Below are 13,083 nucleotides of genomic sequence, written 5' to 3'. Positions count from 1 at the left end.
AGGCTTGTGATGTTTCTGCTGGACACCAACATCATCTCGGCGTTCGCTCCGACCAAGAAGGCCGATCGAATGGGGTTGGCGAAGTGGCTGGAAGAAGCCAGCGAACATCTATTCCTGTCCGTTGTCACGGCATCCGAAATCTCAGCCGGAATAGCCAAGGCCGAGCGCGAAGGAGCGACCACGAAAGCCGCTTTGCTCCGCGACTGGTGGCAGGCGATCGAGTATTTTTATGGAGAACGGATTCTTCCCTTTGATTTGCGCGCGGCAAATGCCGCCGGAGCCATTGTCGATCGTGCAAGGGCACATCGGCCAGGATACGAGGATATAGCGATCGCCGCGACGGCTGAGGTTCGTGGGCTGACGATATTGACGGACAACGAGCGCCATTTTGCACCTCTGGGAGTGCCAATGCTGAATCCGCTGAAGATGCTTCCGCCGCTCCCCGCCGCCAATCCATCACTTTAATCGTCGTAGCCAGCGATTGCACCAAAGACATAGCGGCGCAGCTTCAGCGCGGTGATCAGGTTGGTGAGTTTTCTCTTGCCGTCAAAACTGTCCTGGAACATTTCGTCATGCATAAGCAGGATCGGCCTGCCCGGCCTGGCGGCCATAGCCGAACAGGTGGTCGCGATCTCGCTGACCAGATGGTCGACGCTCTGTACCGGCTCGCCGCTGTCCTTGTGCACCCATTTATGGTCCCAGCCATAGAGATAGAAGCCGGAAGCCGCGACAAATTCGTAATCGGGATCTTCGCGCCCGGCTTACGTGGGCCCAAGGGAGTTGTCGTCCTTTGACATCGAAGGCAAGCGGAACACATCGCGTCCCGGCAGGCGCGCATGCACCGCGGGCTTCAGGCCCAGCACGGCATTCGCCATGAGCATATCGGCAACCACCGCTTCCGTAGTCAAGGCGGGCCGGGTTCTGCCTACGCCAGGCTGCCTTGCAGCACCGTCAGCCTGGCCCTCCTCGGCATGCGGGCAGTCAGCCATTCGAGCGCCTTGTCGCTCGGCATGGGGAAGGCGATCGAATAGCCCTGCACCTGGTCGCAGCCGATCGCCATCAGCGAGTCGAGCTCGGCCTCGGTTTCGGCGCCCTCGGCGACGATCGAGATGCCGAGGCCGCGGGCAAGTTCTGTGATGGCGCGCACGATCTTGGAGTTGTCGCCGTTCTCGTGGATGTTCTGGACAAAGCGGCGATCGATCTTGAGCCGATCGATCTCGTTGGGATTGACGTGGCTCAGCGAGGCATAGCCAGTGCCGAAATCATCGAGCTCCAGATGGACGCCGGCTGCCCTGATGTGACGAAGCTTGGCCGCGATGCCTGTCTTCTCATCGTCCAGGATGACGGACTCGACGATTTCCAGCGACAGTTTCTGTGGCGGCAATCCGGCCTTCTCCAGTGTCTCGAACAGGAACGTATCGAAATCGTGCTCGCGCAACTCGGTACCAGAGACATTGACGGCAAGCCGGCCGAAGGCAATCCCGGCACGGTTCCATTCGGCTGCCTCGCTGATCGCCTTGCTGATCACGATGCGACCGATCTCCGGCATGAAGCCGCATTTCTCGGCGACCGGAATGAATTCGCCTGGCGAGATCATGCCGCGCTTGGGATGGTTCCAGCGCACGAGGGCTTCGATGCCGCTGATGGTGCCGTTCGTCAGGGAAACCTGCGGCTGGAAATAGACCTGGAACGCTTTTTCCGAAATGGCGACCTTGATGTCATGCTCGAGTTGCTTGCGGTAGTCGAGCTCGCGACGCAGTTCCTCCGAGAAGAACGAGAAGTTGCCGCCACCCATCTTCTTGGCGGAGTAGAGCGCCAGATCGGCATGGACGAGCAGGTCCTGGGCATTGTCGGCATCGATCGGATAGACGGCGATGCCGCCGCTAGCGCCAGGAAGAATGGTGGTGCCCTGGAAAATGATGGGCTCGTTGATGTGTACAAGGATGCGCCGTGCCAGCATGTTGATGTCTTCGGTGCTGCCGGCCCCATTGAGGATCATCACGAATTCGTCGCCGCCGAGCCGCGCGCACAGATCCGACGCCCGGCAGGAATCGCGCATGCGCTGCGCCGTCACCACCAGGACGTAGTCGCCGGCGGCGTGGCCCAGCGTATCGTTGATCTGCTTGAAGCGGTCGAGGTCGAGCTGGACTACGGCCAGGCGTTCGCGCCGGCGATGCGCGCCCTTGATCAGCGTGTCGAAATGGTCGGTCAGGAAGGTGCGGTTGTGCAGCCCGGTCAGACCGTCGTGAACCGCGATGAAGGCCATCGAATTGCGCGCATCGACCAGTTCACGCGTCTTGCGCAGGATCGCGTTGGACATCGGCCTGAAGATGAACAGCGCCACCAGCAGGATGACGCCGAGGGTGGCGAAGAAGAGCGTGCGATGGAGGGCGAGCAGTTTTTCGGAGCGCTCGTCGGCATCGGCGCTGATACGCTGTCCGAGCGCGGCATAGCCCGACAGCGTGGCATTGGCGACCGAGGCGTCGAGGTTGACGCGTTCGGCGCCGCCTTTGTAGCCGCCATTGTCGGGATGGTTGAGTTGCGATTCGAAGGCGGAGACCAGACGGTCGCCATTGGCGATCAAGCCAACCGAGAAATAGTCGAGATGGAAGGGTTTGGCGAACAGCACGCTCTCGATCGACTTCGCATCGAGCTTGGCCGGTGATTCCGGCCTCGCGCCCGTCTGTTTGAGCAGCAGATCGTAGTTCGTCTCGAATTCCGCGGTGGCTTGCTTGAGCGCACTGACCAGCGCCGGCTGCTTGTCGCGAGAAGCGGCGCCAGTTGCGCTGGCAAGAAAGACGATACGCTGCGACAATGTTTTCTGCGTGCTGACGATGTCGAGCAAGGTGTGGTTGTGCTGCTGTGTGGCCATGGTCTGCTGCAGCAGGACGAAGGAGGCTGCCACCATGGCGGCAATGATCAGCAGCGCCAGCCAGTAGCCAGCCTTGATCAGCAGTATGAGCTTGCCTGAAACGGTTTGCACCGGCTGCTGCGACATTTTCGGGGGCGGCCTCTCGCCAACGGATTCCTGTGTGAGCACCATTGAACCGTAAATGTTAACAGGACTGGAAATCGGCGGTCGGCCGGCAAGGGGCAAAGGGGTAAAGATCGCGAAATGGTTATCGGGTTCTTGCGCGGCCGGCCCGCATTTGAACATTCGTCGTCCCGTACGTTCCCGCATGATCGTTTGAGCGCTGCCCGTGACGTCTTTGCCGATGCTGCCCGGCCACCCGATCCGGTCGCTTTTACGATGGATTTTTTGCGCTGAGGGGACGACAGTCTGCCCACGTCAAACGAGGCCTGATCATGACCGCAGCATTTCTCTCCCATATCGACAGCGAGCTTGCAGGGCTGAAATCCGCCGGCCTCTACAAGTCCGAGCGGGTGATTTCTTCGATGCAGTCGGCGCAGATCGAGGTCGGCGGCGAGAAAGTGCTGAATTTCTGCGCCAACAACTATCTCGGCCTCGCCGACAGCGCCGATTTGCGAACGGCGGCCAAGCAGGCGCTCGACCGTTATGGCTACGGCATGGCGTCGGTGCGCTTCATTTGCGGCACGCAGGAGGAGCACAAGCAGCTCGAGGCGACGATTTCATCTTTCCTGGGCCTGGAAGACACCATTCTCTACGGTTCCTGCTTCGACGCCAATGGCGGCCTGTTCGAGACGCTGCTTGGTGAGGAAGACGCTGTTATCTCGGATGCGCTGAACCACGCCTCGATCATCGACGGTGTCAGGCTGTCGAAGGCCAAGCGCTTTCGCTACGCCAACAACGACATGGCCGATCTCGAAGCGCGATTGAAAGAGGCGAAGGACTGCCGTTTCCGGCTGATTGCCACCGACGGCGTGTTTTCGATGGATGGCATCATCGCCAACCTCGAGGGTGTCTGCGATCTTGCCGAGAAATATGACGCCATGGTCATGGTGGACGACAGCCATGCGGTCGGCTTCGTCGGCAGGAACGGCCGTGGCTCGGCCGAGCATTGCGGCGTCGAGGGCAGGGTCGACATCATCACCGGCACGCTCGGCAAGGCGCTCGGCGGCGCGTCCGGCGGCTACACGTCGGGCAAAAGCCAGGTGGTTGACTGGCTGCGCCAGCGCTCGCGGCCCTATCTCTTCTCCAACACGCTGATGCCGGCGATCGCAGGCGCCTCGATCAAGGTCTTCGACCTGATCCGCCATGGCGATGCCTTGCGCGAGCGCCTATATGCCAATGCGGCGCGATTCAGGTCCGAAATGGGCAAGCTCGGCTTCACGTTGGCGGGAGCGGATCATCCGATCATACCGGTGATGCTGGGCGATGCGACGTTGGCGCAGGAGATGGCGGCGCGCATGCTGAAACGCGGCATCTATGTCATCGGCTTTTCCTTTCCGGTGGTGCCGAAGGGACAGGCGCGCATCCGCACCCAGATGTCGGCGGCGCATTCCACCGCGGATATTGACCGCGCGGTGGCGGCGTTTGGCGCGGTCGGCAAGGAACTGGGCGTGGTTTCCTGAGCGGCCCGGTACCGAAAAACGATTCCGGATCAAGAGATTCAAGGGACAAAAGCATGTCGAACATGATGAAGGCGCTGGTGAAGGCCAAGGCCGAGCCGGGCATCTGGATGGAAGAGGTGCCGGTGCCGGAGATCGGCCCCAACGATGTGCTGATCAAGGTGAAGAAGACCGCGATCTGCGGCACCGACGTCCACATCTACAATTGGGACCAGTGGGCGCAGAAAACGGTGCCGGTACCGATGGTGACCGGCCATGAATTCGTTGGCACCGTCGCTGATTTCGGCGCGGCGGTCACCGAATACAAGGTCGGCCAGCGCGTTTCGGGCGAGGGGCACATCGTCTGCGGCCATTGCCGCAACTGTCGCGCCGGGCGAGGGCATCTCTGCCGCAACACGCTTGGCGTTGGCGTCAACCGGCCGGGCGCTTTCGGCGAGTATCTGGCGATCCCGCAGCACAATGTGGTACCGATCCCCGATGACGTGCCGGACGAGGTCGCTGCGATCTTCGATCCTCTCGGCAATGCCGTCCACACCGCATTGTCGTTCGATCTGGTCGGCGAGGATGTGCTGGTCACCGGCGCCGGGCCGATCGGCATCATGGGCGCGCTGGTGGCGCAATGCGTCGGCGCCAGGAAAGTCGTCATCACCGACATCAATCCGGTGCGGCTAGCACTGGCGAAGAAACTCGGTGTCCAGCATGTCGTCGATGCCTCGAAGGAAAAGCTGCGCGACGTCATGCCGGCGCTCGGCATGACCGAGGGTTTTGACGTCGGGCTCGAAATGTCCGGCGCCGCCCTCGCCTTCCGCGACATGATCGACACCATGAACAATGGCGGCAAAATCGCCATCCTGGGCATTGCGCCCACCGGCTTCGAGATCGACTGGAACAAGGTCATCTTCAAGATGCTGCACCTGAAGGGCATCTACGGCCGCGAAATGTTCGAGACCTGGTACAAGATGATCGCCCTAGTGCAGGGGCCGCTCGACGTCTCTGGCCTCATCACTCACCGGATCGGGATCGACGATTTCCAGGTCGGGTTCGATGCGATGCGGAGCGGCAGTTCGGGCAAGGTGGTGATGGACTGGTAGTCCGCGGGGCCGAAACGAAAAGCCGTACCGCAGCGATCCTTCGCGCCCCCCTCTGTCCTGCCGGACATCTCCCCCACAAGGAGGGAGATTGGCAGTTCCGGCGCATAGCTCTTTCCTGCAACATGGGTGATCGGCGAAAGCCAGCGTGACGGCTGATCTCCCCCCAAGTGGGGGAGATGTCCGGCAGGACAGAGGGGGGCGCTGTCCCGCCAGCCCTTCAGCTTTACTTTCCTTTCAACACCTTCTCCAGCGCTGCCACGCCCCTCACGATCGCTGCCCGCTCGTCCGCACTCAGCCTCTGCAGCAACTCCCTTTCAAACGCCTTCGCCAGCGGCACCATCTCCCGATAGGCCACGAGACCCGCTTTGGTCAGCGCCAGGTGCTCGACACGGCGATCGTTCTCGTCCGGCACACGCGTCAACCACCGCCGCCGCTCGAGCTCGGCAACAGCGCGCGAGACCTTGGTCTTGTGCATGGCCGATTGCTCGCCGAGCTCCGTGGCCGTCATCGTGCCGTGCTGGCCAAGCCCGGAAAGGGTGCGCCATTCCGGCCGGGTCAGGCCGTGGCGCTCCTTGTAGATGCGGGAGAATTCCCGGCTGACCGTATCGGCAAGCCGGTAGAGCCGATAGGGCAGGAAGCTTTCGAGGTCGAGGGTTTCCGGTTCCATGATGCGCACCGCGGATACGGCGTTTGCCGTTGATAGTTACATTTTCAATGGTTACAAATGAAACCAGTTTGGTCAACATTGCCGGTGAGCCGCGATTGGCGGGGCTGAAGACCGGGATCTGGGAGGATCGGATGGCCTTTTCCTACATGCCGGGTTTCGGCAACGACTTCGAAACCGAGACACTGCCCGGCTCGCTGCCACAGGGGCGGAACTCGCCACAGCGGCCGGCTTACGGCCTCTATGCCGAGCAGCTTTCCGGATCGCCCTTCACCGCGCCGCGTGGCACCAACGAGCGTTCCTGGCTTTATCGCATCAGGCCAAGTGTGAAACACACTGGCCGCTTCAAGCCGGCTAACTATCCGTTATGGAAAACAGCTCCCAACGTCGGCGATCATGAACTGGCGCTCGGCCAGTATCGCTGGAACCCGGTGCCGATGCCGAAGGAGCAGACCGATTTCATCGCAGGCATGCGCACCATCACCACGGCCGGCGACGTGCTCGGGCAGACCGGCATGGCAGCCCATGTCTATGTCGCAAACACATCGATGATCGATGATCATTTCTTCAACGCCGACGGCGAGTTGCTGGTCGTGCCGCAGGTCGGCGCCTTGCGCCTTGTCACCGAGATGGGCGTCATCGAACTGCGGCCAGGCGAGATCGCCGTATTGCCGCGCGGCCTGGTTTTCAAGGTCGAACTGGTGGACGCCGAAGTGCGCGGCTATGTCTGCGAGAACTACGGCGCCAAGCTGACCTTGCCTGACCGCGGTCCGATCGGCGCCAATTGCCTGGCCAATCCGCGCGACTTCAAGACGCCTTGCGCCTGGTTCGAGGAGAAGGAAACGCCGTGCCGGCTGATCGTCAAATGGTGCGGTAACTTCCACGTCACCGAACTTGGCCATTCGCCGCTCGACATTGTCGCCTGGCACGGCAACTACGCACCCTACAAATATGATCTGGCGACGTTTTCGCCCGTCGGTGCGATCCTCTTCGACCACCCCGATCCGTCGATCTTCACCGTGCTGACGGCTCCGAGCGGCGAGGAGGGCACCGCCAACATTGACTTCGTCATCTTCCCGCCCCGCTGGCTGGTGGCGGAAGATACGTTCCGTCCGCCCTGGTATCACCGCAACATCATGAGCGAGTTCATGGGCCTGATCCACGGCCAGTACGATGCGAAGGAGGAAGGGTTCGTTCCCGGCGGCATCAGCCTGCACAATCTGATGCTGGCCCATGGGCCGGATGCGCCTGGCTTCGAAAAGGCCTCGCGCGCGGACCTGAAACCGGTCAAGCTCGACAACACCATGGCCTTCATGTTCGAGACGCGTTTTCCGCAGATGCTGACCCGCTTCGGCGCCGAACTGGAGACCCGGCAGGACAATTACATCGACTGCTGGGCAGACCTGAAGAAGCGTTTCAATGGCACGCCGGAGGGCGATTGGTCTTGAGGCGCGTCCGATGAGCGACCGGCTGGTTCTGCTGGGCTCCAAGGGCGGTCCGGCGCTGCGGCCGGGCGGACCGTGGCCGAGTTCGTCGCTGCTTGAGATCGCTGGGCGCGCCATCGTCGTCGATTGCGGGCTTGGCGTGACGCGCGGTCTGGTCGATGCCGGCATCGGCCTTAAGGCGCTCGACCTGATCTTCATTACCCATCTGCATTCCGACCATGTGCTGGAACTCGGGCCGCTGATCCACACCGCCTGGACGGCGGGACTGGCAACGCCGGTCGCCGTGTTCGGTCCGCCCGGCACCGGTCACTACTGGCGGCGCTTCTGCCAGGCGATGGAATTCGACATCGAGATCCGTATTGCAGACGAGGGGCGGCCGGACATTCGCGAGCTGGTTTCGGTCGAGGAATTCGGCGAAGGCCAGGTGGTTCAGCAAAATGGCCTGAAGGTCACGGCGCTGCGCGTCGATCATCCGCCGGTGACGGACTGCTTTGCCCTGCGCTTCGAGTATGGCTCCAAAAGCGTGGTGTTCTCCGCCGATACGGTCTTCTTTCCGCCGCTCGTCGATTTTGCCGCAGGTGCCGACATCCTCGTCCATGAAGCCATGCTGGAAAGGGGCATCGATCGGCTGGTTGCCAGAACCGGCAATGGCGCGCGATTGAAAGAGCATCTGCTCGCCAGCCACAGTTTTGCCGGGGACGCCGGGCGCATCGCCAGCGATGCCGGCGTGAAGAGATTGGTCCTCAATCATCTCATTCCCGCCGACGATCCCGAGATCAACGAGCCCGATTGGATCGCGGCTGTCAGGAAAACATGGGCCGGCGACTTGACGATCGCACGCGACGGCCTTGTTGTGGAACTCGCATGATCCCGAAAAGTGGGAACCGGTTTTCGGAAAGGATCATGCGTAAGGCAAAAGACCAAAGCAGCAGCAAAGCTGTACCAGGAGGGGAAATCGCATGAAGCTTGCCACACTGAAGGACGGGACGCGCGACGGAAAACTGGTCGTCGTCTCGCGCGACCTGACGCGCTTCACCGATGCCTCGTTCCTGGCGCGCACGCTGCAGGCAGCACTCGACGACTGGCGCAGGATTTCGCCGCATCTGGCGACGATCGCGGAATCGCTGGAAAACAACGCAATGCCGCCGGCCCGCTTTCACGAGCACGACGCGCATTCGCCGCTGCCGCGCGCCTATCAGTGGGCTGACGGATCGGCCTATGTGAACCATGTCGAACTGGTGCGCAAAGCGCGCGGCGCGGAAATGCCGGCGAGCTTCTGGACCGACCCGCTGATCTACCAGGGCGGGTCCGATTCCTTCATTCCACCGCGCGATCCGATCCGCATGGCCGACGAAGCCTTCGGCATCGACATGGAAGCGGAAGTGGCTGTCGTCGTCGACGATGTACCGATGGGCGTCAGCCGTGATGATGCGCGTGCCGCCATCCGGCTGGTCATGCTGGTCAATGATGTCACGCTGCGCGCGCTCACCGGGCCGGAACTCGCCAAGGGGTTTGGCTTCTTCCAGTCGAAGCCGTCCTCGGCCTTTTCTCCGGTCGCGGTGACGCCCGATGAGCTGGGCGACGCCTGGGACGGCGGCAAGGTCAGCCTGCCGCTGCTTGCTGATCTCAACGGCAAGCCGTTCGGCCGCGCCAATGCCGGCGTTGACATGACCTTCGATTTCCCGGCGCTGATCGTGCATGCCGCCCGGACAAGGCCGCTGATGGCCGGCACCATCATCGGCTCGGGTACCGTCTCCAACAAGCTCGACGGCGGGCCGGGCAAGCCGGTTTCGGCGGGCGGCGCCGGCTATTCCTGCATTGCAGAGTTGCGCATGATCGAGACAATCGAGACCGGTGAGCCGAAAACGCCGTTCCTGCGCTTTGGCGACACGGTGCGCATCGAGATGAAGGACAAGGCTGGGCATTCGATCTTCGGCGGGATCGAGCAGAAGGTCGAGAAGTACGAGGGATAGTTACGAGAGGTTGAGGCTCATTGATGAACCTTCTCGATCACCTGCGCCGCATGGCCGGCAACAATCTCTGGTCGAACGACCGGCTCTATCGCGCCGTACTGTCACTCCAGCCAGGCGAATTCGAGGCTCAACGAACCAGCTTCTTTCCGTCGATCAAGGAGACGCTCAACCACATACTGGCGGTCGACCATCTCTATCTCGATTTCCTGCAAGAAGGCGGCGTAGGGGCCGCGGCCTATGACGATTTCGTGCCGTTCGACGACCCGGTGGAATTAGCGAAGGCGCAGGCCGATTTCGATCGCAGGCTCATTGCTTTCTGTGACGGGTTGTTGGATGCCGATCTCGACCGCCGTGTCGCCACCGACCGGCGCGAGGACGGCATGATCCCGGAAAAGATTGGGGAGATCCTCGCCCATGTCCTCCTGCACGACATCCATCATCGCGGCCAGGTCCACGCCATGTTGTCCGGAACCTCGGTCGCGCCGCCGCAGCTCGACGAGTTCCTGCTCGATTACGATGCGAAGCTGAGGGAGAAAGAGGTCGAGCGGCTGGGGTTGTGAATCGATCAGGCCATCGCGACGTCATAGGCTGAAAAATGACGATCCGAGGAGACCAATGTCAGGCCCTCGATTTGAGCTTGTGCGATGAGCAGACGATCAAAGGGATCGCGATGATGAAGCGGCAGATGCTCCAGTCTCGCTGCGTGTAATTCATTCACGCTGAGAATTGGAATCCCGTTCGATCGCAAGATCTCCACGACGTCGCCATTGAGCGCGATCTTGCCAAGCGATTTCTTGATGGCGATTTCCGCCACGGAGACGGCACTGACGATCACCTCCTCACCAGCAAGAAAGATGTCGCGATGGCGGTCGGAAAGACGTGAATCCGCGTTGAGTACCCAAAGCAGAGTATGGGTATCAACCAGATATTTGCGGCTCATTTAATGTACTCGTCCCATTCGGGACCGAGTTCATTAAAATCGTCCGATATCCGAATTTTGCCTTTCAGCGCTCCAAACAAGCCTTTACTCCCGCCAGCCCGGACGGGAGCACTCAAGGTTGCGACTATCTCCCCGTGCCGTGTCAGATGGATCTCCTCACCTGCCTGGGCACGCTTCACCAACTCGGAGAGTTGAGCCTTCGCTTTCGCCATCGGAATGTTCATGCCAAACCTCTTATGACCAGAATTTAGGTCATAATTGGTTAGGCCGCAAGCAAGAGGAACCGAAAAACTACTCTGCCGCCTCTATCTTGATCACGCCGCGCTTGATCTGGTCCTGCTCAATCGATTCGAACAGGGCGCGGAAATTGCCTTCGCCAAAACCCTCGTCACCCTTGCGCTGGATGAACTCGAAGAAAATCGGCCCGATCACGGTTTTGGAAAAGATCTGCAGCAGGATCTTGGTCATGCCGCCATCGACCACGCCCTCGCCGTCGATCAGGATGCCGTGCTTCTTCATGCGCTCGATCGGCTCGTCATGGCCGTTAACGCGTTCATGCGACATCTCGTAATAGGTGTCGGGCGGACCGGGCATGAATTTCAGGCCGTTGGCGGCGAGCTTGTCGGTGGCCTCGTAGATCTCGTCGGTGCCGACGGCGATGTGCTGGATGCCTTCGCCATTGTATTTCTTCAGATACTCGGCGATCTGGCTGGTCTCGTCCTTGGATTCGTTGAGCGGAATGCGGATCTTGCCACAGGGCGAGGTGATGGCGCGGCTGACCAGTCCGGTGATCTTGCCGTCGATGTCGAAGAAATGGATCTGCTTGAAGCCGAACAGGTCGCGATAGAAGTCCCACCATTTGTCCATGTTGCCGCGATAGACATTGTGGGTGAGGTGGTCGAGGAAATAGAAGCCGACGCCTTCAGGCTTGGGGTCGCGCTCGCCCAGCCATTCGAACTCGGCGTCATAGACCGAGCCCTTCTTGCCATAGGCATCGATGAAATAGAGCAGGGAGCCGCCGATGCCGACGATGGCTGGCACGTCGAGCGCCTTGTCGTCGCCTTCGTAGGGCGTCGCACCCTTCGAGACGGCATGCTCGAAAGCATGCCTGGCATCGACCATGCGCCAGGCCATCGAGGCGGCGCAAGGGCCATGCTTGTCGACGAACTTCATCGCATGCGAGCCGGACTCGGCATTGACGACATAATTGATATCGCCCTGGCGCCAGACAGTGATGTCTTTCGTGCGGTGCTTGGCCACTGCCACATAGCCCATGCGGGTGAACAATTCGGCCAACTTCTGCGGCTCGGGATGCGCGAACTCGACGAACTCGAAACCATCGGTGCCTGCGGGGTTGTCCTTGCTGATTTTTGCCGGCGGTGCGTCGTGCGGGAAGGGACCCATGGCTTTCCTCCAAAATGTGAGGTGAATGTGAGGTGAATGTGAGGTGGCCGCGTTGGACCACACGCGACGCGATTATAGTGCAAATAGGCTGCATGGTGCTTGCATTCAAACGCTTGAAATGATCATCTCATGCGCGAAGCGTGCATGATGAGAGGAAAAGCCATGGATGAGGCGCGCATTGATCAATTCGATCGCAAGATAATGGCGCTCTTGCAGGGTGATGCGCGGCTCACCAACAACGATCTCTCGGAGCGAGTAAACCTGTCGGCATCGCAGTGCTCGCGCCGCCGACAGCGGCTCGAGGAAGATGGCTATATCAAGGGCTATCGGGCGGTGCTCGACCGCGACAGGCTAGGCTTCTCGCTGGTCAACGTCATTTCGGTGACCTTAGCCACCCACAACCGCGACAATGCCCGCCGCTTCGGCGAATTGGTGGCGCGATTGCCGGAAGTGCAGGAGGCGCACGCGCTCACTGGCGAGATGGATTACATCTTGAAAGTGGTGACGCCCGACCTGAAGTCGCTGTCGGAATTCGTCAATGGCGTGCTCCTGCCGCACGAATCCGTGCAGCACGTGAAGACGGCCATCGTGCTGGAGACGCTGAAGGAAACCGGCGCGCTGCCGATCTAACCTTTCGATTGCTGGATCAGCCCGTAAAGATTGGTGCAGCGGGCGCCGGAGCGGCAATAGGCGAACACCGGGCCTTCCAACTCATCCATCGCCTCGGCCTGATCCTCGACATTCTCGGCGGTGATCTGGCCGCTGATCACCGGTATGTAGCGGAAGGCGAGTCCGGCGCCTTCGACCGCCGCCTTGAGCGTGTCCGCCGAAGGCTGGCCGGGCTGCTCATCGTCAGGCCGGTTGCAGATGACGCTCTTGAAGCCTGCGGCCTTGATGGCCGCGACGTCTTCGGGCTGGATCTGGCCAGAGACCGAATAATCCTCGCTGATTTCGCGGTATTCCATGGCAGCATCCTCGCAATCTGGTTTGTCGGGGAGTCTTGCCACTCCCCGACGTGGCCGGCAATCCGCGCCGACATAAATCGTTCAGCGCAGATAGATGTTTCCGGCGAAGA

Annotated in this window: 15 protein-coding genes; 8 read left to right on the top strand and 7 right to left on the bottom strand. The window is 60.9% G+C overall.

Features of this window, described 5'->3' with window-relative positions; translation table 11 throughout:
* Positions 1–9: 9 nt before the first annotated feature.
* Positions 10–465: a type II toxin-antitoxin system VapC family toxin gene (locus tag FJ930_RS07125; protein WP_141836338.1), complete on the top strand. Its 456-nt coding sequence runs from the start codon at positions 10–12 to the stop codon at positions 463–465.
* Here FJ930_RS07125 and FJ930_RS30305 read toward each other — a convergent pair.
* Positions 462–686 (bottom strand): hypothetical protein, encoded by a 225-nt coding sequence (locus FJ930_RS30305; RefSeq protein WP_246676824.1) that lies wholly within the window; start codon positions 684–686, stop codon positions 462–464. The two genes, FJ930_RS07125 and FJ930_RS30305, sit on opposite strands and share 4 nt — an antisense overlap.
* A gap of 239 nt (positions 687–925) precedes the next feature.
* The gene (locus tag FJ930_RS07115) at positions 926–2,998 is read right to left on the bottom strand and encodes an EAL domain-containing protein (protein WP_141836336.1); all 2,073 of its coding nucleotides are present in this window, start codon (positions 2,996–2,998) and stop codon (positions 926–928) included.
* 308 nt (positions 2,999–3,306) lie between these two features.
* Here FJ930_RS07115 and FJ930_RS07110 point away from each other — a divergent pair, with 308 nt between their 5' ends.
* Complete coding sequence (locus FJ930_RS07110; RefSeq protein WP_141836334.1) at positions 3,307–4,494, top strand: glycine C-acetyltransferase; 1,188 nt, start codon at positions 3,307–3,309, stop codon at positions 4,492–4,494.
* A 53-nt stretch (positions 4,495–4,547) separates the two neighbouring features.
* Positions 4,548–5,582 (top strand): L-threonine 3-dehydrogenase, encoded by a 1,035-nt coding sequence (gene tdh / locus FJ930_RS07105; protein WP_141836332.1) that lies wholly within the window; start codon positions 4,548–4,550, stop codon positions 5,580–5,582.
* Between the two features lie 223 nt (positions 5,583–5,805).
* Here tdh and FJ930_RS07095 read toward each other — a convergent pair whose 3' ends face one another.
* On the bottom strand, positions 5,806–6,249 hold the full coding sequence (locus FJ930_RS07095) for a MarR family transcriptional regulator (protein ID WP_141836330.1): 444 nt from the start codon (positions 6,247–6,249) through the stop codon (positions 5,806–5,808).
* A gap of 131 nt (positions 6,250–6,380) precedes the next feature.
* Between FJ930_RS07095 and hmgA the strand changes: the two genes are divergently transcribed.
* The 4 genes from hmgA to FJ930_RS07075 all read left to right on the top strand — a co-directional run bounded on the left by hmgA (position 6,381) and on the right by FJ930_RS07075 (position 10,224).
* Positions 6,381–7,694 (top strand): homogentisate 1,2-dioxygenase, encoded by a 1,314-nt coding sequence (gene hmgA / locus FJ930_RS07090; protein WP_141836328.1) that lies wholly within the window; start codon positions 6,381–6,383, stop codon positions 7,692–7,694.
* Positions 7,695–7,704: 10 nt separating this feature from the next.
* Positions 7,705–8,559, top strand: a complete 855-nt coding sequence (locus FJ930_RS07085) for an MBL fold metallo-hydrolase (RefSeq protein ID WP_141836326.1) — start codon at positions 7,705–7,707, stop codon at positions 8,557–8,559.
* Positions 8,560–8,650: 91 nt separating this feature from the next.
* Entirely contained in the window at positions 8,651–9,664 is a 1,014-nt protein-coding gene (locus FJ930_RS07080; RefSeq protein ID WP_141836324.1) for a fumarylacetoacetate hydrolase family protein, read from the top strand.
* Positions 9,665–9,687: 23 nt separating this feature from the next.
* The gene (locus FJ930_RS07075) at positions 9,688–10,224 is read left to right on the top strand and encodes a DinB family protein (RefSeq protein WP_141836322.1); all 537 of its coding nucleotides are present in this window, start codon (positions 9,688–9,690) and stop codon (positions 10,222–10,224) included.
* 5 nt (positions 10,225–10,229) lie between these two features.
* Here FJ930_RS07075 and FJ930_RS07070 read toward each other — a convergent pair whose 3' ends face one another.
* From FJ930_RS07070 to hppD, 3 genes are all read right to left on the bottom strand, one after another.
* Entirely contained in the window at positions 10,230–10,604 is a 375-nt protein-coding gene (locus tag FJ930_RS07070; RefSeq protein WP_141836320.1) for a type II toxin-antitoxin system VapC family toxin, read from the bottom strand.
* Complete coding sequence (locus FJ930_RS07065; RefSeq protein ID WP_141836318.1) at positions 10,601–10,828, bottom strand: type II toxin-antitoxin system prevent-host-death family antitoxin; 228 nt, start codon at positions 10,826–10,828, stop codon at positions 10,601–10,603. Before FJ930_RS07065 ends, FJ930_RS07070 begins: the two co-directional genes overlap by 4 nt.
* A gap of 67 nt (positions 10,829–10,895) precedes the next feature.
* Positions 10,896–12,008 (bottom strand): 4-hydroxyphenylpyruvate dioxygenase, encoded by a 1,113-nt coding sequence (hppD, locus tag FJ930_RS07060; RefSeq protein ID WP_141836316.1) that lies wholly within the window; start codon positions 12,006–12,008, stop codon positions 10,896–10,898.
* 162 nt (positions 12,009–12,170) lie between these two features.
* Here hppD and FJ930_RS07055 point away from each other — a divergent pair, with 162 nt between their 5' ends.
* Positions 12,171–12,638: an Lrp/AsnC family transcriptional regulator gene (locus FJ930_RS07055; protein ID WP_140609928.1), complete on the top strand. Its 468-nt coding sequence runs from the start codon at positions 12,171–12,173 to the stop codon at positions 12,636–12,638.
* On the opposite strand, the gene FJ930_RS07050 is transcribed toward FJ930_RS07055, so the two are convergent.
* A complete protein-coding gene (locus FJ930_RS07050; RefSeq protein ID WP_141836314.1) occupies positions 12,635–12,973 on the bottom strand; it encodes a TIGR01244 family sulfur transferase in 339 nt (112 codons plus the stop codon). The genes FJ930_RS07055 and FJ930_RS07050 overlap by 4 nt on opposite strands.
* Positions 12,974–13,083 lie beyond the last annotated feature (110 nt).

Source organism: Mesorhizobium sp. B2-4-15 (genome assembly GCF_006658505.1).
In the GTDB taxonomy this organism is placed as follows: Bacteria; Pseudomonadota; Alphaproteobacteria; order Rhizobiales; family Rhizobiaceae; genus Mesorhizobium.
Note: the sequence above shows the minus strand (reverse complement) of the source record. Positions and strands in the feature narration are given on the sequence as shown.

Excerpts from the sequence above, each read along its gene's own strand:
- FJ930_RS07065 (WP_141836318.1), bottom strand. The coding sequence starts at position 10,828 with ATGAACATTCCGATGGCGAAAGCGAAGGCTCAACTCTCCGAGTTGGTG.
- FJ930_RS07085 (WP_141836326.1), top strand. The coding sequence starts at position 7,705 with ATGAGCGACCGGCTGGTTCTGCTGGGCTCCAAGGGCGGTCCGGCGCTG.
- FJ930_RS07080 (WP_141836324.1), top strand. The coding sequence starts at position 8,651 with ATGAAGCTTGCCACACTGAAGGACGGGACGCGCGACGGAAAACTGGTC.
- FJ930_RS07115 (WP_141836336.1), bottom strand. The coding sequence starts at position 2,998 with ATGTCGCAGCAGCCGGTGCAAACCGTTTCAGGCAAGCTCATACTGCTG.
- tdh (WP_141836332.1), top strand. The coding sequence starts at position 4,548 with ATGTCGAACATGATGAAGGCGCTGGTGAAGGCCAAGGCCGAGCCGGGC.
- hppD (WP_141836316.1), bottom strand. The coding sequence starts at position 12,008 with ATGGGTCCCTTCCCGCACGACGCACCGCCGGCAAAAATCAGCAAGGAC.
- FJ930_RS07050 (WP_141836314.1), bottom strand. The coding sequence starts at position 12,973 with ATGGAATACCGCGAAATCAGCGAGGATTATTCGGTCTCTGGCCAGATC.
- hmgA (WP_141836328.1), top strand. The coding sequence starts at position 6,381 with ATGGCCTTTTCCTACATGCCGGGTTTCGGCAACGACTTCGAAACCGAG.
- FJ930_RS07095 (WP_141836330.1), bottom strand. The coding sequence starts at position 6,249 with ATGGAACCGGAAACCCTCGACCTCGAAAGCTTCCTGCCCTATCGGCTC.
- FJ930_RS07110 (WP_141836334.1), top strand. The coding sequence starts at position 3,307 with ATGACCGCAGCATTTCTCTCCCATATCGACAGCGAGCTTGCAGGGCTG.
- FJ930_RS07055 (WP_140609928.1), top strand. The coding sequence starts at position 12,171 with ATGGATGAGGCGCGCATTGATCAATTCGATCGCAAGATAATGGCGCTC.
- FJ930_RS07075 (WP_141836322.1), top strand. The coding sequence starts at position 9,688 with ATGAACCTTCTCGATCACCTGCGCCGCATGGCCGGCAACAATCTCTGG.
- FJ930_RS07070 (WP_141836320.1), bottom strand. The coding sequence starts at position 10,604 with ATGAGCCGCAAATATCTGGTTGATACCCATACTCTGCTTTGGGTACTC.
- FJ930_RS07125 (WP_141836338.1), top strand. The coding sequence starts at position 10 with ATGTTTCTGCTGGACACCAACATCATCTCGGCGTTCGCTCCGACCAAG.